Source organism: Achromobacter arsenitoxydans SY8, from assembly GCF_000236785.1.
GTDB classification, from domain to species: domain Bacteria; phylum Pseudomonadota; class Gammaproteobacteria; order Burkholderiales; family Burkholderiaceae_B; genus Achromobacter; species Achromobacter arsenitoxydans.
The window spans coordinates 142,322-163,121 of record NZ_AGUF01000074.1 but is presented as its reverse complement, the minus strand read 5'-3'; the positions used below and the strand labels follow the sequence as shown (position 1 = coordinate 163,121).

At 65.9% G+C, this 20,800-nt stretch carries 18 protein-coding genes and 1 tRNA gene; 6 read left to right on the top strand and 13 right to left on the bottom strand.

Annotated features, from left to right (window positions below):
• Positions 1-69 precede the first annotated feature (69 nt).
• From prmC to hemA, 3 genes are all read right to left on the bottom strand, one after another.
• Complete coding sequence (gene prmC / locus KYC_RS23340; RefSeq protein WP_008167091.1) at positions 70-909, bottom strand: peptide chain release factor N(5)-glutamine methyltransferase; 840 nt, start codon at positions 907-909, stop codon at positions 70-72.
• A gap of 10 nt (positions 910-919) precedes the next feature.
• Positions 920-2,002 (bottom strand): peptide chain release factor 1, encoded by a 1,083-nt coding sequence (prfA, locus tag KYC_RS23335; protein ID WP_008167089.1) that lies wholly within the window; start codon positions 2,000-2,002, stop codon positions 920-922.
• 84 nt (positions 2,003-2,086) lie between these two features.
• On the bottom strand, positions 2,087-3,361 hold the full coding sequence (hemA, locus tag KYC_RS23330) for a glutamyl-tRNA reductase (protein WP_008167086.1): 1,275 nt from the start codon (positions 3,359-3,361) through the stop codon (positions 2,087-2,089).
• A gap of 333 nt (positions 3,362-3,694) precedes the next feature.
• On the opposite strand from hemA, the gene KYC_RS23325 reads away from it, so the two are divergent.
• A tRNA-Phe gene (locus KYC_RS23325) sits at positions 3,695-3,770 on the top strand.
• Between the two features lie 182 nt (positions 3,771-3,952).
• Complete coding sequence (locus KYC_RS23320) at positions 3,953-6,400, top strand: mechanosensitive ion channel family protein (RefSeq protein ID WP_008167083.1); 2,448 nt, start codon at positions 3,953-3,955, stop codon at positions 6,398-6,400.
• A 6-nt stretch (positions 6,401-6,406) separates the two neighbouring features.
• On the opposite strand, the gene KYC_RS23315 is transcribed toward KYC_RS23320, so the two are convergent.
• The gene (locus KYC_RS23315) at positions 6,407-7,579 is read right to left on the bottom strand and encodes a M20 aminoacylase family protein (protein WP_008167081.1); all 1,173 of its coding nucleotides are present in this window, start codon (positions 7,577-7,579) and stop codon (positions 6,407-6,409) included.
• Between the two features lie 169 nt (positions 7,580-7,748).
• On the opposite strand from KYC_RS23315, the gene KYC_RS23310 reads away from it, so the two are divergent.
• Both KYC_RS23310 and KYC_RS23305 read left to right on the top strand, forming a co-directional pair.
• Positions 7,749-8,672: a LysR family transcriptional regulator gene (locus KYC_RS23310; protein WP_008167079.1), complete on the top strand. Its 924-nt coding sequence runs from the start codon at positions 7,749-7,751 to the stop codon at positions 8,670-8,672.
• Between the two features lie 140 nt (positions 8,673-8,812).
• Positions 8,813-9,874, top strand: coding sequence for a Bug family tripartite tricarboxylate transporter substrate binding protein (locus KYC_RS23305; RefSeq protein ID WP_008167076.1), 1,062 nt, complete (start codon positions 8,813-8,815; stop codon positions 9,872-9,874).
• Positions 9,875-9,912: 38 nt separating this feature from the next.
• Here the strand turns inward: KYC_RS23305 and KYC_RS23300 are convergent, their stop codons facing one another.
• Complete coding sequence (locus tag KYC_RS23300) at positions 9,913-10,377, bottom strand: Lrp/AsnC family transcriptional regulator (protein ID WP_008167074.1); 465 nt, start codon at positions 10,375-10,377, stop codon at positions 9,913-9,915.
• A 214-nt stretch (positions 10,378-10,591) separates the two neighbouring features.
• Between KYC_RS23300 and KYC_RS23295 the strand changes: the two genes are divergently transcribed.
• Positions 10,592-11,236 carry a LysE family translocator gene (locus tag KYC_RS23295; RefSeq protein ID WP_008167072.1) on the top strand — a complete coding sequence of 215 codons (645 nt, stop codon included), beginning with the start codon at positions 10,592-10,594 and terminating at the stop codon, positions 11,234-11,236.
• Positions 11,237-11,290: 54 nt separating this feature from the next.
• Positions 11,291-12,202, top strand: a complete 912-nt coding sequence (locus tag KYC_RS23290) for an EamA family transporter (protein WP_008167070.1) — start codon at positions 11,291-11,293, stop codon at positions 12,200-12,202.
• Positions 12,203-12,214: 12 nt separating this feature from the next.
• On the opposite strand, the gene KYC_RS23285 is transcribed toward KYC_RS23290, so the two are convergent.
• The 8 genes from KYC_RS23285 to KYC_RS23250 all read right to left on the bottom strand — a co-directional run bounded on the left by KYC_RS23285 (position 12,215) and on the right by KYC_RS23250 (position 20,800).
• Positions 12,215-12,790 carry a hypothetical protein gene (locus tag KYC_RS23285; protein ID WP_008167068.1) on the bottom strand — a complete coding sequence of 192 codons (576 nt, stop codon included), beginning with the start codon at positions 12,788-12,790 and terminating at the stop codon, positions 12,215-12,217.
• 301 nt (positions 12,791-13,091) lie between these two features.
• Positions 13,092-13,877 carry a 2-oxo-tetronate isomerase gene (otnI, locus tag KYC_RS23280; protein ID WP_008167067.1) on the bottom strand — a complete coding sequence of 262 codons (786 nt, stop codon included), beginning with the start codon at positions 13,875-13,877 and terminating at the stop codon, positions 13,092-13,094.
• 56 nt (positions 13,878-13,933) lie between these two features.
• The gene (locus KYC_RS23275; protein ID WP_043519140.1) at positions 13,934-14,875 is read right to left on the bottom strand and encodes a hydroxymethylglutaryl-CoA lyase; all 942 of its coding nucleotides are present in this window, start codon (positions 14,873-14,875) and stop codon (positions 13,934-13,936) included.
• An 11-nt stretch (positions 14,876-14,886) separates the two neighbouring features.
• Positions 14,887-16,077 carry a CaiB/BaiF CoA transferase family protein gene (locus tag KYC_RS23270; RefSeq protein ID WP_008167065.1) on the bottom strand — a complete coding sequence of 397 codons (1,191 nt, stop codon included), beginning with the start codon at positions 16,075-16,077 and terminating at the stop codon, positions 14,887-14,889.
• Between the two features lie 10 nt (positions 16,078-16,087).
• Positions 16,088-16,810, bottom strand: coding sequence for an ABC transporter ATP-binding protein (locus KYC_RS23265; protein WP_043519120.1), 723 nt, complete (start codon positions 16,808-16,810; stop codon positions 16,088-16,090).
• Positions 16,811-16,821: 11 nt separating this feature from the next.
• Complete coding sequence (locus KYC_RS23260; RefSeq protein WP_008167063.1) at positions 16,822-18,597, bottom strand: branched-chain amino acid ABC transporter ATP-binding protein/permease; 1,776 nt, start codon at positions 18,595-18,597, stop codon at positions 16,822-16,824.
• Entirely contained in the window at positions 18,594-19,508 is a 915-nt protein-coding gene (locus KYC_RS23255; protein WP_081478099.1) for a branched-chain amino acid ABC transporter permease, read from the bottom strand. Before KYC_RS23255 ends, KYC_RS23260 begins: the two co-directional genes overlap by 4 nt.
• An 89-nt stretch (positions 19,509-19,597) precedes the next feature.
• Positions 19,598-20,800 (bottom strand): ABC transporter substrate-binding protein, encoded by a 1,203-nt coding sequence (locus KYC_RS23250; RefSeq protein WP_008167061.1) that lies wholly within the window; start codon positions 20,798-20,800, stop codon positions 19,598-19,600.

The window sequence follows — 20,800 nt, the reverse complement described above, 5'->3', positions numbered from 1 at the left end:
GCCAATTATAGGTACAGCCGGGAAATCGCCCCCGATTACCCCGGCGCGGCGCCGGTTTATCAGGAAAATTCAAGTGCTGCCGGGGTGTAACGGATACCGTCCCCCCGATATCCGCTCAATCCCCGCCAGATCCTTCCGGCTGCATACATCCTGGAATCCGGCCTGCGCCAGCATGTCCCGCACAGCCTGCGCCTGGTCCCAGCCGTGCTCCATCCACAGCGCGCCCCCGGGCTTCAGGTGGTTCGCCGCCCCCTGCACGATCCGCCGCAGGTCATCCAGCCCGCCCGCCCCGTCGGTAAGCGCCCCGCGCGGCTCGAAGCGCAGGTCGCCCTGATCCAGGTGCGGATCGTCGCTGGCCACATAGGGCGGATTGGACACGATCAGGTCAAAGCCTTCACCCGCGGGCACGGCCTCGTACCAGCTGCCTTCCACGAAACGCACCGCCGCCGTCAGGTCCCAGGCATTGGCGGCCGCCACGGCCAGCGCAGCCGCGCTGACGTCGGACGCCATCACCCGCGCATCACGGCGCGCCAGCGCGATGGAGATGGCGATCGCCCCGCTGCCTGTCCCCAGGTCCAGCACGGCGGGGCCCGCAATGGCCGCCACGCACTCCAGCGCGGTCTCAACCAGCACCTCGGTATCCGGGCGCGGGATCAGCACATCGGGCGTCACCCGGAACATATGCCCCATGAACTCCCGGCTGCCAAGCAGATACGCCATGGGCTCGCCGGCGATGCGGCGCCGCGCCAGGGCCTCGTACGCCGCCGCGACCTCGGGCGCCAACGGATCAGTGTCATGCGCCAGCAGCCACGCGCGCGGTTTGGCCAGCACATGCTCCAGCAGCATCCGCACCTCCAGGCGCGGCAGGCGGGCGTCCAACAGCAGGCTCTTGAGCTGGGGCTCGCTCATCGCGCCGGCCTCAGATGTCGTCGCCCAGGGCCGCAAGCTGCTCGGCCTGGTGTTCCGCGATCAGCGCGCCGGTCAGTTCTTCCAGGTCGCCTTCCATGATCTGCTGCAGCTTGTACAGCGTCAGGTTGATGCGGTGGTCGGTCACCCGGCCCTGCGGGAAGTTGTACGTGCGGATGCGCTCGGAGCGGTCGCCCGTGCCGATCAGGCTCTTGCGCTCGGCGGCTTCCTTGCTCTGGCGTTCGCGCTCTTCCTTGTCTTTCAGGCGGGCCGCCAGCACCTGCATGGCCTTGTCCTTGTTGCGGTGCTGCGAGCGGTCGTCCTGGCATTCCACCACCAGCCCGGTCGGCAGGTGGGTGATGCGCACCGCCGAATCCGTCTTGTTGATGTGCTGGCCGCCCGCGCCGCTGGCGCGGAAGGTGTCGATGCGCAGCTCGCTGGGATTGATGACGATTTCGGACATCGCATCGGCCTCGGCCATGATAGCCACCGTGCAAGCCGACGTATGGATCCGGCCCTGCGCCTCGGTGGCGGGCACGCGCTGCACGCGGTGCGCGCCCGACTCGAACTTCAGTCGACCATAGGCGCCGTCGCCGTCGATGCGCGCGATCACTTCCTTGTAGCCGCCCAGCTCGGACGGGCTCTCGGACATCAGCTCGACGCGCCAGCCGCGCTGCTCCGCGTAGCGCGTGTACATGCGCAGCAGGTCGCCGGAAAACAGCGCGCTTTCGTCGCCGCCCGTGCCCGCGCGGATTTCCAGGAACACGCTGCGCCCGTCGTTGGGATCGCGCGGCAGCAGCAGAAGCTGCAGCGCGGATTCCAGCGATTCCAGCTTGCCGCGGCCGGCCTTGATCTCGTCCTCGGCCATGGCCTTCAATTCAGGATCGGACAGCATCTCCTGGGCGGCAGCCAGGTCTTCTTCAGTGCGGGCGAAGGCGGTGAACGCCTCAACCACCGGCTCCAGTTCGGCACGTTCGCGGGAGAGCTTGCGGAAGCGGTCCATATCGGACGCGGTTTCCGGTTCGGCGAGCAGCGCGTCAACCTCGATCAGGCGGTGGCACAGATGCTCCAGCCGGCTGCGCATGGAAGATTTCATGGGGGGATGACCAAAGAGAAAACAGGAACAGCGGGCGCCCAGAAAACGAACGCCCGCCAGGAGGCGGGACGTGGGGCAGAGCCGCTAACGGCGGGAGTCGCGGCCGGGGAAGAGGCGCGGCATCCAGGCAAGCAACTGCTTGCGGTCGTCGCCTTCGCTGCGGTTCAGCGCCGCCAGCGGGCCGTGCAGGTATTTCTGGGTCAGGCCGTGGGCCAGTTGCTCAAGCACGGCCTCGGGCGATTCGCCCCGCGCCAGCAGGCGGCGCGCGCGTTCCAGTTCGGCGGCGCGGACGTCTTCGGCGGCCTGATGCAGGTCGCGGATGACGGGCACCACTTCGCGGGACTGCATCCAGTGCATGAAACCCTGGACGCGGGTTTCGATGATGGCCTCGGCCTGCACCACCGCGGCGCGGCGGGCGTCGGTGCCGGTCTGCACCAGGCGGCCCAGGTCGTCCACCGAATACAGATAGACGTCGTCCAGGCGGCCGACTTCGGGTTCGATGTCGCGCGGCACGGCCAGGTCGATCATGACCATCGGGCGGTGACGGCGCAGGCGCGTAGCCCGTTCCACCATCCCCAGGCCGAGGATGGGCAGGGAGCTTGCCGTACAGGAAACGATGACGTCGAACTCGGACAGGCGGTCGGTCAGATCCGACAGCTTCATCGTGCTGGCCGAAAAGCGGTTGGCCAGGAGTTCGGCGCGCTCGGCCGTGCGATTGGCCACCACCATGCTGCGCGGACGCTGCGCGGCAAAGTGCGTGGCGCACAATTCGATCATTTCGCCCGCGCCGATGAACAGCGTGCGGGCCTGGTCCAGGTTGCCGAACACGCGTTCGGCCAGACGCACGGCGGCGGCGGCCATGGACACCGACTCCGCGCCGATGGCGGTCTGCGACCGCACTTCCTTGGCCACCGAGAAGGTGCGCTGGAACATCTGGTGCAGCAGCGTGCCCAGCGAACCGGCTTCGCCGGCGGCGCGCACGGCGTCCTTCATCTGGCCCACGATCTGGGTTTCGCCCAGCACCATGGAATCCAGGCCGCTGGCGACGCGGAACGCGTGGCGGACGGCGTCGTCCTGGTGATGGCGATAGAGGTGCGGGCGCAGCGTGCCGGCGTCCAGGCGGTTGTGTTCGGCCAGCCAGGCGGGCAATTGATCCGCCACGTGGCCGTCGGCCGCGCAATAGATCTCGGTGCGATTACAGGTGGACAGGATGGCGGCTTCGCGGACCGAGCCGCCGAACGCCGAACGCAGGCCTTCCAGCGCGGGCTTGACCAGATCGACGGGCATGGACACGCGTTCGCGAACCGAAACCGGCGCGGACGTGTGATTCAGACCGAAGGCAAGGACAGCTACCGACATATGAGAGAGATGGCCAAGGCCACCCGCGGCTAAGCGTTAAGTACTGCCACTATAAGAACAATGCATCACAGCCGGCTTGTGCCGCGTCAAACGCGCGCGGCCAACCGCCTGTAACAACAAACCGCTAAGGATTATACCCCTGCGGGTTATCCCCAGGCCATCCCCGGCCCCAACCGCGACCTTATGCCGCAGCTTCCGTGCCGTGGACCCAACACTCGGACGCCTCGCCCACCCCCGGACGCCCCCGCAATTCCGTCCAGATCCCAAAAAAGCAGCCTTTTCCCCCGCAGCTGGCACAAGTCGAAAAAATTGTGTATAGTTGCGGACTTCGTTGGCCTGGTAGCTCAGTCGGTAGAGCAGAGGATTGAAAATCCTTGTGTCGGTGGTTCGATTCCGCCCCAGGCCACCAGAATCTGGAAAGCCCAGCCCATTCAAAATGGCTGGGCTTTCTGCTTTGCGGCACCCCATCCGCATCCCCTTCAAGCGCAAGGCATTTCGCGATATCGTGAGATGCCGCCATCCCCGCCTCACATTCCTGCACTTAGCCGCAAGTCCATAGCCCGCAGTCCGCAGCCCCAACGGAGTCGCGATATGCGCGCCCGCGCACGAATCTTCTTCTGCTTCTTTGGACTGGCCCTTTCGGTGTGGGCGCGCCTGGCGCTTGGGGCTGACACGCCTGCAACCGCCGAGCACGAGGCGCCGATAGCCGCCATCCAGATGGCCGATATCCCCCTGCGCGCGGATACCGACCTGCGCTACGCCGAAGGCGTGCTGCAGCGCGCCGCCACGGCGGATCCCGTTGCCGCGTTCATGCCTGCGCTGGATGTGATCGCCAGGTCTGCCGACGAAAAGCTCTACGAGTTCCAGCCTGCCCAGCTGCGCAACTTTCCCATCATGCGGCTGGAAAGCCTGGAGCGGCATTGGCTGTTCGACGCCCGCCGGCTGGCGCGCTGGCGCACCGACACGCGGCAGGCGATCGCCTGGTACGCCAGCGACGCGGCGGAATTGCTGCGGCGGCGCACTGCGTGGCAGGCAATTAAGGACGGGCCGGGCGCCTCCAGCCTGCCGGCCGCCCTGGCCGACCGCGTCGACGCGGTGATCACGCAACTGACTGCGGCAGGCCAGGCGCTTTCCGGCCCGCTGTCGCGCCAGGTCGAGCTTGAACAGCGCGCCAGCGCCATCGAGGAGCAGATCAAGGCGGGACAGCGACAGGTGACCGAAGCGATCGAATACGTCGACGCCCGATTGATGCGCGTGGACTCGCCCCCGCTGTGGGCGCTGGCCGGGACGGCGGAGTCGAACGAACACACGCTGACCGTTCTGCGGCAAGGGCTGGACATCGAATTGCGCTTTGCGCGCGACTACAACGCGGCGGGCACCGGAAACCAGCGGGCCCTGCACACCCTGCAGTTGCTGCTGCTGCCCTTGCTGCTCTGGCTTGCCCGGAAAAGCCGCAACGCGATCCGCACCGGCGTGATGAGCGAAACAGCCGCCGGCGTGCTGGGCCGCCCCCTGTCCACCTGGCTGCTGCTATCCATGCTGGGCGTACTGGCGCTGGAGCCGGACGCGCCGCTGATGGTGCAGCAGATCGCGCTGGTGCTGGCGGCCCTGCCGGTGATGCGCCTGCTGCCGCCTTCGAGCCGCCGCCACCTGGATTACTGGCCGCGCGTCATCACCCTGCTTTTCCTGGCGGAACGCCTGGGCTTCCTGTTTCTGGCCAACACGCTGTTCTACCGCGTCTCCACCGTCGTCATGGCTACGCTGGCGCTGGCATCCATCCTGTGGCTCCTGGCGCGCGGAAAACGCCAGGAATACCCGGCTGGATCCGAACGGCTGGTGCGCGCGTTGCGCGCCGTGGCCTGGGGCGCCGCCGCCCTGCTGTGCGTGTCGCTGGCAGCCAATCTGGTCGGCAACGTGTCGCTGTCCGAAATGCTGACCAGCGGCATCATCGGCAGCGGCTACTTCGGCCTGGTGCTGTATGCCGGCGTCACGGTCATCATCACCCTGCTGCAACTGCTGCTGGCGCGCCAGGGCGTCTCCCGCTTCCGGCTGGCGCGGGAACATGCGCCGCCGCTGGTGCAGCTGCTGATCCGGCTGCTGATGGCCGCCGCCGTCGCCGGCTGGGCCGTCTACACCATGGACCGATTTCGGGTGCTGCGTCCCGCCTATGCCTTCGCGGCCGATATGCTGTCCTACACGCTGACGGTGGGCGAGGTGTCCATCAGCCTGGGCAACGTGCTGGTATTCGTCATCTCGGTGCCCATCGCGTTCTGGACGGCCCGGATGATCCGGCTGTTGCTGCGTGACGAAATCATGACGCGCATGTCCCTGCCGCGCGGCGTCGGCAACAGCGTCGCATCGCTGTCGTACTACCTGGTGCTGCTGCTGGGGCTGGCGGTGGCCCTGTCGGCCGCGGGGTTCAAGACCAATCAGCTGACCATTGTGTTCGGCGCGCTGGGCGTGGGCATCGGCTTCGGGCTCCAAGCCGTGGTGAACAACTTTGTGTCGGGCCTGATCCTGATGTTCGAGCGCCCCATCCAGCCCGGCGACGTGATCGAAATCAGCGGCACCTCCGGGCAGGTGCGCGACATCGGCATGCGGGCCACGCGGATCAAGACGTTCGAAGGCGCGGACGTCATCGTGCCCAACGGCACGCTGCTGTCCGAAAAGCTGACCAACTGGACGCTGCTGGACCGCAGCCGCCGCATCGACGGGAACGTCGGCGTGGCCTATGGCACCGACCCGCGCCAGGTGATCGCGCTGCTGGACACGGTGGCGCGCAACACGCCGGGCATCGACGCCACCCCGGCGCCCGTGGTGCTGTTCATGGGTTTTGGGGAGAGCGCGATGAACTTCAGCCTGCGCGCCTGGACCACTGACTTCGACCGCTGGATAGATATCCGCAGCGACATGCTCACGAACATGTACGACGCGCTGCGGCAGGCAGGCATCGAGATTCCTTTCCCGCAGCAGGATCTGCATCTGACCAGTATTTCGGATGCGGCCAGCGCCGCCATGGCGCGGCGGCCGCCGGCTTAGCGCCGCCTAGGCTGGCATGGCTATTTTTACGAGTTCGACCCAGTACTGAGCGCCCAGCGGCAGGATGTCGTCGTTGAAGTCGTAATACGGGTTATGCACCGGCGGATTATCCGCATCCGGCCGCGCCGCGCCGAAGAACACATAGGCGCCCGGCCGCTGCTCCAGCATGTACGCAAAATCTTCCGATCCCATGCGCGGCGTGCAGGCCGCGTCCACCTTATCGGCCCCGACGACGCGCGCTGCGGCGCGCGCAGCCAGGTCGACCTGGGCCGCCGTGTTGACGCAGGCCGGATAGCCCCGGAACATCTGCACATCAATCGACGCGCCCGACGTCAGCGCCACGCCCGCGCACACCTCGCGCAAGCGGCGTTCGGCCAGTTCGCGCGTGGCGGCCGTCAGCGTGCGGCAGCTGCCGCGTAGCAGCACGCTGTTGGGCACCACGTTCCAGGTGTCGCCCGCGTGGATCTGCGTGATGCTCAACGCCAGCGCATCCGTGGGTTTCACATTGCGGCTGACGATGGTCTGCATGGCAGTGACCAGCTGCGCCGCCGCCACCACGGGGTCCACGCCATGCTCCGGCTGCGCAGCGTGGCAGCCCTTGCCGGTGACGGTGATCTCGTAGGTATCGCAGTTGGCCATCACCGTGCCTACGCGCGTGGCCATGGTGCCAAACGGCAGGTTGGGCGAGTTATGCAAGGCGTACACCGCATCGCAGGGGAACTGATCGAACAGCCCGTCTTTCACCATGGCCAGCCCGCCGCCCGCATGCTCTTCGGCCGGCTGGAAGATCAGGTGCAGGGTGCCGCGCCAACCCGGGTCGGCAGCCAGATGGTGCGCCGCCCCAAGCAACATGGCGGTATGGCCGTCGTGGCCGCAACCATGCATCTTGCCGGGGATGGTCGAGCGGTGCGCGGCGCCGCTCAGCTCCTGCATGTCCAGCGCGTCCATGTCCGCGCGCAACCCGATCACCGGCCCGTCGCCGCGCGCCAGGGTGCCGACCACGCCGGTGCCGCCCAAGCCACGGTGTACCCGCGCCCCCGCCCGCTCCAACTCCCGGGCGACCAGATCCGACGTGCGAAATTCACAGAAGGCGGTTTCGGGATGGGCGTGCAGGTCGTGCCGCCATGCGCGCATGCTGCGCAGCAGTTCGGGCGACAAGGGCGATTCGACGTTAGCCATGAGCATGGTCTCCGTGGGACGAGGCTTTGGGGGAAATACGCCTATCGACTATAGACAGGGGCAGGTAAAAAGCCGATAGCAACGATCACACCTAATTGATGCGATTCCTGCAACGATTCAACCCCCACCGATACCGCGGCCAGCAATGGCCTTGGCAAGGACCTGCCTCATGGATGACCCCCTCGATTTCAAGCGCACGCTGTGCCTGCTGCAAGTCATAGAAACCGGAACGCTGCGCGCCGCCGCCGATCAGCTGAACACCGACCCTTCCGCCATCAGCCGCGCCATCGCCCGGCTGGAAGCCGAAACCGGGCTGACATTGCTGGAACGCCGGGGCCGCGGCGTAGTGCCGACTGACGCAGGCCGTCTGGTGGCCCTGTTCGCGCGCCGCCAGCAGGACCTGAACGAATCCTTCCAGGCCGAGGTCAACAACCTGAAAAGCGCCACGCGCGGCCATGTGGAACTGGCGTTGGGCGAGGGCTTCGTGGACATGCTGCTGGAGCCCGTGCTTCTGTCCTTCGTGCGCCGGCACCCGGACATCACCTATGGCATCCATGTTGCCGGCACCAATGAAACCGTGCGCTGCATTGTCGAGGAACGCGCGCAGATTGCGCTGGCGTTTCAGCCGCCCAACGATGTACGGCTGCGGTCCCATTATTCGCGGCCTGCGCCCATGCGCGTGCATGTGCACAAAGACCATCCGCTGGCGCGTACGCGCCGGGCCTTGAAGCTGGCGGACCTGGCGCCGCATGGCTGGGCGGCCATGGACGAATCATTCGGCGTGCGCCAGCACATCCAGGCCGCCGAGCTGGACGAAAACGTCAAGCTCAAGCCCGCCCTGCTGACGAATTCGTTCAAGATCCTGTGGGAGTTCGCCAGCCAGGGGCTGGGCTATGTAGTTAATCCGCTGTCGATGCCGCTCAAGGGCGCGCAGTTCCGCCAGATGGTGTCGCTGCCGCTGGCCAACCCCATCCTGAACAACAGCCGTACGCATGTCATCACCCTGGCGGGCCGCCATCTGCCGCCGGCAACTGCCAGCATGCTGCGCCATATCCTGAATACCTATCCCGCCCTGCAATCGCGGCGCGCCTGACGCCGCCCGCGCATCGTTGCGGATTTCACAACGATCCGACTCGGGCCTGGTCATTGATATGGGTAAACGCCGCTGCCTAGACTGCATGCGACAGTCTGGCAATCGGGCTGCATAAGAATCAATGGCAAGGGAGAATCAGCATGCGTTGGATGCTTTGGAGTTTTCTGCACCGGGAAAATACCCGCCAAGAGCCCGAGGGCCGAAGCCGGCCGACAGGCTGGCGGCCCATCGCGCGCGCCGCCGCGATATGCCTGGCCGCCTGCGTGGCCACAGCCCCGGCGCATGCGGCGGACTATCCCGCCAAGAAGCCCTTGAGCCTGATCGTGCCCTATCCCGCCGGCGGCGCGAGCGATGCGTCGGCCAGGCAATTCGGCGTGCACATCGCCGCGGCGCTCAAGCAGCAGGTGGTGGTGGAAAACGTGGGCGGCGGCGCGGGCATGCTGGGCGCGCGGCGCGTGCTCACCAGCCCGGCCGACGGCTACACCTTTTTGCACGGCTCGCCCAACGAAATCATCCTTAGTCCCTTTCTGAACGCCGCCGCCCATTACAAGCCCGAAGACTTCCGGCTGACCCAGCCCATCAGCGAAGCCACCATCGTGCTGCTCGCGCGCGCCGACCTGCCGGTCGACAACGTGGACGAATTCATCGCCTACGCGAAGCGCCCGGGGGCTCGCCCGCTGACGTTCGGCAGCGTCGGCATTGGCTCGCTGTACCACATCATGACGGAGTACCTGGGCCGCAAGGTTGGCGCGGAATTCCTGCATGTGCCGTATCGCGGCGCGGCGCCTGCGCTGCAAGACCTGATCGGCCGCCAGGTCGATTTCGCCGTGCTGCCCTACCAGCAGGCGATGCAGGGCATGGCCGCGCAGCAGCAGCTGAAGATCCTGACCAGCTTCTCCACCGCCTTGCCCCCGCAGCTGGCCGCCCTCCCGCTGATCTCGCAAAGCAAGACCATTCCTGATTTCGTCTACACGATTGCCGGCGGCTACTACGTGCGCCACGACACGCCGGGGCCGGAGGTCGCCGCCTTGCGCCGCGCCGTGGGCCATGCGCTGGAACAGCCCGACTTGCGGGAACGGATGGAGGCCGAAGGACGTGTGCTGCTGCAGCCGATGAGCCAGGAGGACGCGGACGCGTATGCCCAGGCGCAGGTCGCTAAATATCGCGAAATGATCCAGACGCTGGGGCTCAAGCCGATGTAGCCATCGGATCTGCCGGCAGCGGGCGGCAGCGGGCGGCTTTAGACCGGCAGCGGCACCGTCAGCCCGTTCTTCACCCGGTTCATCACCACCAGCGTCGAGAAGCGCTTGACGTTGGGGTTGCCCCAGAAGTGGCGCTGGGCAAAGCCTTCGTAGTCCGCCATGTCGGCCATTGTCAGGGTCAGCACGAAATCGACCTCGCCCGTCACCGACAGGCATTGCATGATTTCCGGTGCGCCGAGCATGGCGCGCTTGAACAGGTCCAGCTTGTCGGCGCGTTCGCTCTCCAGCGACACCAGCACCACCATCATGATCCCGCGCCCCACGGCGGCGGGGTCCACCACCGAAACATCGGCCGTCACCACCTTGGATTCGCGCAGCCGCTTCATGCGGCGCAGGCAGGACACCGGCGACAGGTTGACGCGCTGGGCGACGTCCTGGCTGGTGCGCTGGTTGTCTTCCTGCATGCTTTGCAGGATCTGGAGGTCGAAATCGTCAAGTTCCATGGGTGTCTCGGAACGCAAAGGGGCCGAATATGACAGCGCGTGAATGAGCGCGCTTGCGGCTATCCGCCGATTCTAATCTTGGCCGCGACGCCGTCCGCCCCCAATTCGACGGGAATTTTCATTTTCGGCCCCGCAGACGCACATTTTCATCAGCCCGCTTGCTTACACTGGGAACCCTCCCCCCGCGCCGCGGGATTTTCCGCCGTATCCCGCAATGCCCTCGCTCCAGCTTTTCCTGCTTTTCCTCGCCGCCGATGCGGCGCTCAAACTCACGCCCGGCCCAGACATGGCGCTGACCCTGTCGCGAGGCATGACCCAGGGGTTCCGCCCCGCCTTTCATAGCGTGCTGGGCAATGTGGCGGCCGGTTTCATCCAGGTGCCGGCCGTGGTGCTGGGCCTGGCGTCCGTGCTGCGCGCCTTCCCCGCCCTGTTCGTCGGCATCAAGGCTGCGGGCGGGCTCTACCTGGGGTATCTGGGCATCAAAGCGATCGTGCGCTGCGCCCGGTCGGCCGAAGTGTCGCTGGCGGCTCGCCCCGGCGATGCCCGCGACGCATTCTGGCAGGGCTTCATCACCAACCTGCTCAATCCGAAGGTGCTGTTGTTCATGATTGCCTTCCTGCCGCAGTTCACCAGCCCGGACAACGGCCCGGTCTGGGTGCAGATGCTGGTGCTGGGCGTCACGATGAAGGTCCTGAGCCTGCCCTATGGCAGTTTTTTCGCCTATGGCGCATCGCGCATTCGCGGCTGGGTCGGGCGCAATCCGTGGTTTCTGCGCGCGCAGCAGGGATTGCTGGGCGCCATCATGCTGGGGCTGGCGCTGTATGTGCTCTACTCCACCGCCTTGAATCCGACGCCCTGAACCGCACGCCTCGACGCCGTCCCGAATCCCCACGCATTACGCAAGCTCTTCACCATGACCGCCGCAACCCTGAACAACGGACACAACGCCTCCACGTCCACCCTGCTCCCCACCCTGTCGCTGATCGGCGCGATGGCGTCCCTGTGCGTCGGCACCTCGTTCGCGAAGTCGCTATTTCCGGAAGTGGGCGCGCAGGGCACGACCGCCTATCGCATCGTGATCGGCGCCATCATTCTGCTGGCGTTCTGGCGGCCCTGGCGTTTTCCGCTTACGCGCCAGAACGCGGCCAAGATCGCGCTGTACGGCGTGACGCTGGCCTGCATGAACCTGCTGTTCTACATGGCGTTGCGCACACTGCCCCTGGGCGTGGCCATCGCCATCGAATTCACCGGGCCGCTGACGCTGGCCGTGGTTCTGTCGCGGCGCGCAATCGACTTTGTCTGGATCGGCTGCGCGCTGGCCGGCCTGATCCTGCTGATTCCTACCGGGCAGTCCGTCCACGACCTCGATCCGGAAGGCATCGCCTACGCGCTGGGCGCCGCCGTCTGCTGGGCGCTGTACATCATCTTCGGCAAGATGGCCGGCAATGTGCATGGCGGCCAGGCGACGTCGCTGGGGCTGCTGGCGGCCGCGATGGTCGCCCTGCCTGTCGGGGCGGCCCACGCGGGCATGGCCCTGCTCGATCCCAAGCTCGTGCTGGCCGGCATCGCGGTCGGCATCCTGTCCAGCGCACTGCCCTACTCGCTGGAAATGGTGGCGCTGCGCCGCTTGCCGCAAAAGACCTTCGGCGTACTGCTCAGCATGGAACCCGCCATGGGCGCGCTGGCCGGCGTGATCGTGCTGAACGAACACCTGTCCCAGACGCAATGGCTGGCCATCTGCGGCATCATCGTCGCATCCGCGGGCTGCGCGGCGACGGCGCAGCGCAGCCGCAAGCGGCCGGCGCCCAAGAAGCCCGGCGCCTGACCTTCCGCGCGCTCAGCCAAAGCCCGGCTCGCGCTGGGGCGGCGACAGCGGGTCGAAATCTTCCCAATGGCTGTTGCGCCAGCGGCCGTTGGCATGCTCCACGTCGGCGCCGCCGGCATCGCGCAGAATGCGGCAAGCCAGCATTTCGCGCTGCGGCCGGGTCCGCACGGCGACCATCACGCCGGCCTGGCGGATCTCGGCATGCGCGTCCGGATTGAAGTGCCCATGCTGGGTCGTGCCATGGCCGGTTACCCACAGCGCGCCAAACAGCGACCCCAGATAGGCGCCCACGCCCGCCGCGGCCAGGATCGCCGCGATGGAATCGCTGAGTTCCGACGCCACAAAGCCGCCAAACACGGCGAACACGGCCCCCACCCCTCCCGCGCCCAGGTACGCCCCCATGTCGGCGCGCCCGGAATCCGGATCGGAGCGCCGGTCGCCACCCAGGGGAAAGCGGCCGTGCTCGCCGGCCGGATTCACATAGAAGGTGTGGACATCCCAGTCTGGAAAGCCGGCGGCGGTCAGCCGGCTGGCAGCGGCTTTGGCCGCTTCGAAGCCCTCGAATCGGGCTGCTACGATCAGTGACATGGCGATCTCCTCGCCCGGATCCCGGGCTGGATGCTCATCGTCTTATCGTACGCCCGGGCCGGCGGGATGGACGGCCCGGTTACACCTTGCGGCGGCTGTTACGCGGCCGGCTCACTCCACTGAAATGCCTTTGCCGCGGATGACCGCGCCCCAGCGTTCGTACTCCTGGCGCGCATACCCGGCGAACGCCAGGCACGATGGGCAGCGACGATGCGCGTGGCAAGGTCGCCGCCATCCGCATGCGCAGCATGCCTTGGAACATAAGGTGGACTCCTATGACGCTAGGGTGATGGGCGGACGCTCACGCCCGCGCGGCGCTGAGCCACCGCAGGCCGGCGGAGGTCGATCCCGCAGGCCGGTATTCGCAGCCGATCCATCCCTTGTAGTCCAGCTCGCGCAGCACGCCGAACAGCCAGCCGTAATCCAGCTCGCCCCGATCCGGCTCCTGGCGCAGCGGCACGCCAGCAATCTGCAGATGCCCGACGCGCCCGGTCGGCAGGTACTGGCGCAGTTTCATCGTGACGTCGCCTTCGACGATCTGGCAGTGGTACAGATCCATCTGCACCTTCAGGTTGGGCGCGTTGACCGCCTGCACGACGGCATGCGCTTCGTCCTGGCGGTTCAGGAAATAGCCGGGAATGTCGCGCGTGTTGATGGGTTCGATCAGCACGGTCACGCCGGCCGAGCGGGCCTGGCGTGCAGCCCAGTCCAGGTTCTCGTGGTAGCAGTCCAGCATCGCCTCGCGCGGCAGGTCCGCCGGCGCCACGCCAGCCATAACGTGCAGGTTGGGGCAAGCAAGCGCCGTCGCATACGCCAGCGCCTGGTCAATGCCTGCCTGAAACTCCGCCTGGCGGCCCGGCAAGGCGGCCAGGCCGCGCTCGCCCCGGCTGGCGATACCCGGTGGCGCGTTGAACAGCACCTGAGACACGCCCGCCGCATCCATACGTTCGCGCACAAAGGCCGCCGGCTCTTCATAAGGGAACATGCATTCCACGCCCGCATAACCGTCCGCGGCAGCGGCCGCGTAGCGGTCCAGGAACGAATGTTCCTGATACATCATCGACAGATTGGCGGCGAACTTCAACATGGCGGCGCTCCGGAGCGGAAAGGATTCCCCCGGGAAATTAGCACACCGCGGCGCCGTCACGCGCCCTGGTCTGGCGCCGGATGCAGCGTCAGCCGCGGTCCCGCTTTCAGGATCTGGCTGGGAATGTCATGCCCGACCAACGCAGGCAACGTAGCCGCGATATCCAGGATGCGCGTCAGATCCACGCCCGTGTCATAGCCCATCAGCTCCAGCATGTGCACCAGTTCTTCCGTACACACGTTGCCGCTGGCGCCCGGCGCGTAGGGGCAGCCGCCCAGCCCGCCCAGCGACGCGTCGAAGCGGTCGATGCCCGCCTCCAGCGCCGCCAGCGTATTGGCCAGCGCCATGCCGCGCGTGTTGTGAAAGTGCATGGTCGTCGTCAGGTTCGGGAACAGCTTGCGGACCTCGCGCCCGATCTTGCCCACCTGGGTCGGATACGCCATGCCCGTGGTGTCGCACAGCGTCACCCCGTCCACGCCGAGCGCCGCAAAGCGCCCCACCAGTTCCAGCACGTCGAAGGCGTTGATATCGCCTTCCATCGGGCAGCCAAACACCGTTGACAGCGACACATTGATCGCGACCCGGCTGCCGCGCACTGCGCTCACCACATCGCTCAATTGCTCGAACGATTGCTCGCGCGTCATGCGCAGGTTGGCGCGGTTGTGCGTCTCGCTGACCGACATCACCAGGTTGACTTCGTCCACATTGCATTCCAGCGCACGCTGCGCCCCGCGCACATTGGGCACCAGAACCGTGTAGATCACGTCGGGATTGCGCACGATCTCGTGCATCACGACTTCGGCGTCGCGCAGCGCCGGTATCGCCTTGGGCGACGTGAACGAGGTCGCCTCGATCTTGGCGTAGCCGCTTTGCGACAGCGCGTTGATAAAGTCGATCTTGTCCTGGGTTTCGATGAACTGCTTTTCGTTCTGGAAGCCGTCCCGGGGCGCGACGTCCTGGATGTACAGCGTCTTGCGATTTGCGCTCGGTTCGCTCATGACCTTCCCTTTCAGATGATGCCGCGCGCGCGCCATGCGGTGCGCGTCGCCTCGTCCACGCCCAGCCCGCCCAGCACCTCGTCCGTGTCCTGCCCCAGCGCCGGCGCGGCGCTGCGCACCTCGCCCGGCGTCTCGGACAGCTTGGGCACGATGCCCGGCAGCTTGATCGGCGTGCCGTCGGGCAGCTCGCCGTCCAGGATCATGCCGCGCGCCTGGTAGTGGGGGTCGGCGGCGATGTCCGCCACGTCATAGATCTTGCCGGCCGGGATCTGTCCTTCGTTCAGGCGCGCCAGCACCACGTCCAGCGCATGCTGCCCCGTCCATTGCGAGATCGCGTCGTCCAGCATCACCACATGCTTCACGCGGCCGGCGTTGTTGGCCAGATCGGGCGACTCGGCCAGGTCCGGACGGCCGATCACGCCCATCAGGCGCTTGAAGATGCTGTCGCCATTGCCGGCGACCAGCACGTACTTGTTGTCCTGGCAGCGGTACGCGTTGCTGGGCGCGATGCCCGGCAGGCTGCTGCCCGCAGGCTGGCGCACCTCGTTGAACACGGCGTACTCCGGCAGCAGGCTTTCCATCATGTTGAAGACGGACTCATACAGCGCCACGTCGATCATCTGGCCCTGGCCGTTCTGGTCCCGCGCGCGCAGCGCCAGCAGGATGCCGATGACGCCGTGCAGCGCCGACAGCGAATCGCCAATCGAAATTCCCACGCGCACCGGCGTGCGGTCCGGCTCGCCGCTCAAGTGGCGCAGACCGCCCATGGCCTCGCCAATGGCGCCAAAGCCCGGCAGATCACGGTACGGTCCGGTCTGGCCGTAGCCCGACACGCGCAGCATCACCAGACGCGGATTGATCGCGCGCAGGTCTTCCCAGCCCAGGCCCCAGCCTTCCATCGTGCCGGGCTTGAAGTTCTCCACGACCACGTCGATGTCTTTGACCAGCGCGCGGATCAGGTCCTGCGCTTCAGGCTGGCGCAGGTCCAGGCTGACAGATTTCTTGTTGCGCGACTGCACCTGCCACCAGACGGACGTGCCTTCATGGATCAGGCGCCAGTTGCGCAAGGGGTCGCCCTTTCCGGGCGGCTCTATCTTGATGACTTCGGCGCCGAATTCGCCCAGCATCTTGGCGGCGAACGGCCCGGCGATCAGCTGGCCCAACTCCAGCACACGGATACCGCTCAATGGTTTGGATGACATGATTGCCTCGTCAGCTCTTGTGTTTTCCCAGATAGGCTTCGCGCACGCGCTCGCTGGCCAGCAATTCCTGGCCGGTGCCTTCCATCACGATGGAACCCACCTCCAGCACATACGCGCGGTCGGAAATGGCCAGCGCCTGGTTGGCCATCTGCTCAACCAGCAAAATGGTCATGCCGCTTTCCTTGAGCGCCTTGATGATCTTGAAAATCTCGGCCACGATCAGCGGCGCCAGCCCCAGCGACGGTTCGTCCAGCATCAGGATGCGCGGCTTGCTCATCAGCGCGCGGCAGATGGCCAGCATCTGCTGTTCGCCGCCCGACAGCGTGCCGGCGTATTGATCCCGCCGTTCCTTCAGCCGCGGGAACATCGCGAAGCAGCGCTCGATCTCGCCCGCCAGTTCATCGGGCGACTCGCGGCGCAGGAAGGCGCCCAGCATCAGGTTGTCGAATACGCTCTGGTCAGGGAACACCTGACGGCCTTCCGGCACATGCGCGATGCCTAGCGCCACACGCTTGTGCGCGCTGACGCCGGCCAGATCCTGCCCGCCGAACGTGATCACGCCCGTGGACTTCTCGATGCCCGACAGCGCGCGCATCATGGTGCTCTTGCCCGCGCCATTGCCGCCAATGATGGTCACGATCTCGTTCGTGTCCACATGCAGCGACACCTGCTTCAAAGCATTGACGGCGCCATAGTTCACCGCCAGGTTCTTGATATCCAGCAATCGGCTCATTCGTGTGTCTCCTATGCGGGCGCGCCCAGGTAGGCTTCGATCACTTTCGGATTCTCCTGGATGTGGTTCGGCAGGCCGGAGGCGATCTTCACGCCGTAGTCCAGCACAACGATGTGATCCGAAATTGCCATGACCAGATCCATGTGATGCTCGATCAGCAGAATGGTCAGGCCCATGTCTTTGAGCTTCACGATGAGTTCGGTCAGCTGGTCCGTCTCGGCCGGGTTCAGGCCGGCGGCGGGTTCGTCCAGCAGCAACAGGTCAGGCATGGCCGCCACCGCGCGGGCGATCTCAAGCCGGCGCTGCAAACCGTAAGGCAGGCTATTGGCCGCGTCGTCCGCATAGCGGTCCAGCTCGAAGAACTTCAGGATGGCGTATGCCTCGCGGCGCATGCGGCGTTCTTCGGCCAGGCTGGCGGGCAGACCCAGCAGGTTCGAGAAAAATCCCGACTTCTGCACGCGATAAAACCCCACCATCACGTTTTCCAGCGCCGTCAGCCCGTCGAACAGCTTCAGGTTCTGGAACGTGCGCCCGATGCCGCTGGCCGCGATTTCATTAGGCGACAAGCCCACCATCTGCCGGTTTTTGAAGCGGATGCTGCCGGCGTCCGGCACGACCAGCCCAGACAACAAGTTCAGCGTCGTCGTCTTGCCCGCGCCGTTAGGGCCGATCAGCGACACCACCGCGCCTTGCTCCAGCGAGAACGACACCTTGTTGGTCGGCACCACGCCGCCAAAGGCCTTGTACAGATCCTTCACTTCCAGGAAGCCGGCAGCGCCGCCGGCGGTCTTGGACGTGGCCGTGGCGCGCTCGGGCGACCAATCGGCGTTTGACGCCGTGCGCGCCAGCGCCTCGCGCTGACCGCGCTGCGGCCACACGCGGCGCAACAGGCCGGCCAGCCCTTCGGGCATGGCGTACAGCGCGAACAGCAATATCAGGCCGTAAGCGAAATGCTGCACTTCGGGCCAGCGCGCCAGCATGGCGTCCAGCACCGTCAGCACCACGGCCCCCAGGAAGGAACCGACCGGCGTGCGCCCGCCAAACAGCACCAGCACCAGGAAAAACACCGACAGGTTGAAATTGACGAAGTCGGAATTGATGTACTGGTTCTGCTGCGCCACCAGGCCGCCCGCGATCCCGCAGGTGATGGCGCTGATGACGAACGCCAGAATCTTGAAGCGGTACACGCTGATGCCCACGCTCTCCGCCGCGATCTCAGACGTGCGCACGGCGGCAAAGCCCCGGCCGAAACGGCCGTTCAAGAGCAGCGACGTCATCGCGTGCAGCGCCAGGCCCAGCACCACCACCACAACCACCCATTGGCGGCTGTCCAGCGTGGCGCCGTTGAACGTCAGGCCGGTGATGCCGTAGAAGCCTTCCTGGCCCTTGAACACGTCCGTCCATTCGGACACGATTTTTTCGATCAACAGGCCGAACGCGATGGTGACCATGGCCAGGCTCGGCCCCTTCACCTTCAGGGCCGGAATCGCGATGACCACGCCGAACACGGCGGACACGCCCGCCGCGCACAACAGCGCCAGCCACGGGTTGACCTGGTAGTTCACCGTCAGCAGCGCCACCGTATAGGCGCCCACGCCGAACAGGCCGGCATGGCCCAGCGACTTCTGCCCGGTCTGGCCGACCAGAATGTTGAAGCCGGTGGCGGCAATGTAATAGACCCCGATATTGAACAGGATCAACAGATAAAAATCGTTCAGGCCCGAATAGGCAAAACCCACGGCCAGCAAGGCAATGACGATCGGAATGAGTAGTTTCGACATGTTCACACCTTCTCCGCATGCACGCGGCCAAGGATGCCCGCCGGGCGGAAGTACAGCACCACGATGATCAGCGCGAACACCGCGATCTCGCGAAGGTTCGAATACCAAAGACCAATCAGCGACTCCAGCAGGCCGATCAGAAAGCCGCCGAAGATGCAGCCGCGCGGGTTCTCCAGGCCGCCCAGGATGGCGGCGGAAAACGCTTTCAACGACAGCAGCGTGCCCACGAACACCGAGGCCGTCGCGATCGGCGCGATCATCACGCCCGCAATCGCGGCCAGCGCCGAGCTGATGACGAACACCGCCACCGCCACCGCGTTCGCGTTGATGCCCATCAGGCTGGCGGTGGACTTGCTGAACGCCACCGCGCGCACGGCCTTGCCCATCTTTGTCTTGTGCAGCGCCCAGTCAAACACGATCATCAGCGCGAGCGTGGTGCCGAACACCAGGATCTCCTGCGGGCGCACGCCCGTGCCGAAAATGGTGATGATGCCTTCACCCAGCGGCGAGGCCACCGCGATGGGCGCAGGGCCCCAGATCAGCAACGCCAGGTTCTGGATGATGATGCCAAAGCCGATGGTGCTCATCACCCAGGACAACCCCGCCTCGCCAACAAAGTGCTTGATGGCGGTGATGTACAGCACGAAGCCAAGCAGGCCCAGCACCAGCATGGCCGCCAGCAGCGCGAACAGGAACGATCCCCACGTCACGTCTTCCGGGCTGGGAAAGCCGATCAGCTTGCCCTGCGTCACGAGCAGGATGGCGCTGATGCCGATGAGGCTGGCCAGCGCCAGGAACGCGCCCTGGCCAAAGTTGAACGTCTTGGTGGTGGTGTAGGTAATGCTGAACCCGAACGCGACCAGGGCATAGACGCTGCCCATGGCCAATCCACTCAATATGGCTTGTAGTATTTGCATGCTGATGGCCCCCTTTTGACGACTCCGGCGCGGCGCCGCGCCGGAGAGATCCTTGATGTACCGCTAAATTCGTTGCCGCCTGTTCGCGCTTACAGCTTCAGGTCTTCCGGCTTGATGGCGCGCATGAACTCGTCGTCCACCGTCACGACCTTGCCGTCGACCCAGCGCACCAGGCGGAAGTCCTTCACCGACAGCGCTTCATGGTTGTCTGCCGAGAACGGCTGCTGGTACGTCTTGATCACGCCCTTGGCCTGGCCCAGTTGTTGCAGCGCGGCCTGCACGGCGGCGCCGTCGGTCGACTTGGCCTGCTCCATGGCGGCGGCGATCAGCTTCACGGAGTCATACGCCTGCGCGGCCATCACATACGTGGGCACGCGGCCATTGCCCTTCATCAGCGTGTCGTACAGTGCTTTGGATTCGGGCGAGGAATCTTCGGTGATGGACGCCGTGAAGATCATCTTGGCGGCCAGTTCCGGCCCGGCGATGCGCAGGAACGGCGAACTCAAGTTGGCCCAGGAGGCCAGCGTGGTCGGGAAGTAGCTGATCTTCTCCAGGCTGCGCATCACGTGCGCGTTGGAATCGGCCAGCGCGTAGACAATCAGCGTGTCCGCACCCGAAGCCTTGATTTTGTTCAGCTGCGAGCTCATGTCCGTGTCCTTCGGACCGAACTTCTCGTTGGCCACCGGCGTGATCTTGTGCAGCGCCAGGATCTCCAGCGCGTCCTTGGCGCCTTGCTGGCCATAGCCCGTGGTGTCGGCAATGATCGCCACCTTGCCGGACTTGCTGGCGCGCGCCGCGTAGGCGGCCAGCAGCGCGATCTGGTCGCGGTCGCGCATGGACACGCGGAACACATAGTTCGGCGGCGATTTCGCATAGCGGCCGGTGATATCGGTGGCGGTAGCCACGGGCGAGATCGTCGGGATCTTCTTCTGCTGCACGATATGCAGCCAGGCCAGCATATTGCCCGAGTTCACGCCGCCCAGCATCGCGTTGACCTTGACGTTGTCCACCAGCTCGTTGGTGTTCTGGATGGCCTTGGGCGGGGCGCCGACGTCATCGCGTTCCACGATGACGACCTTCTTGCCCAGCACGCCGCCGGCCGCGTTCAGCTCTTCGGCCGCCTGGCGCGCACCAGCCAGCGCCGAAATGCCAAAGTCCGCCGAACCGGTGGCCGACATATCGCTGTTGAAGCCGATCTTGATGTCATCGGCCAGCGCGGCAGCGCTGGCGCCCATCAGCGCCGCCGACAGCAGCAGGGCCTTCATCGTCTTGGGGAAATGCAGGGAATTCAC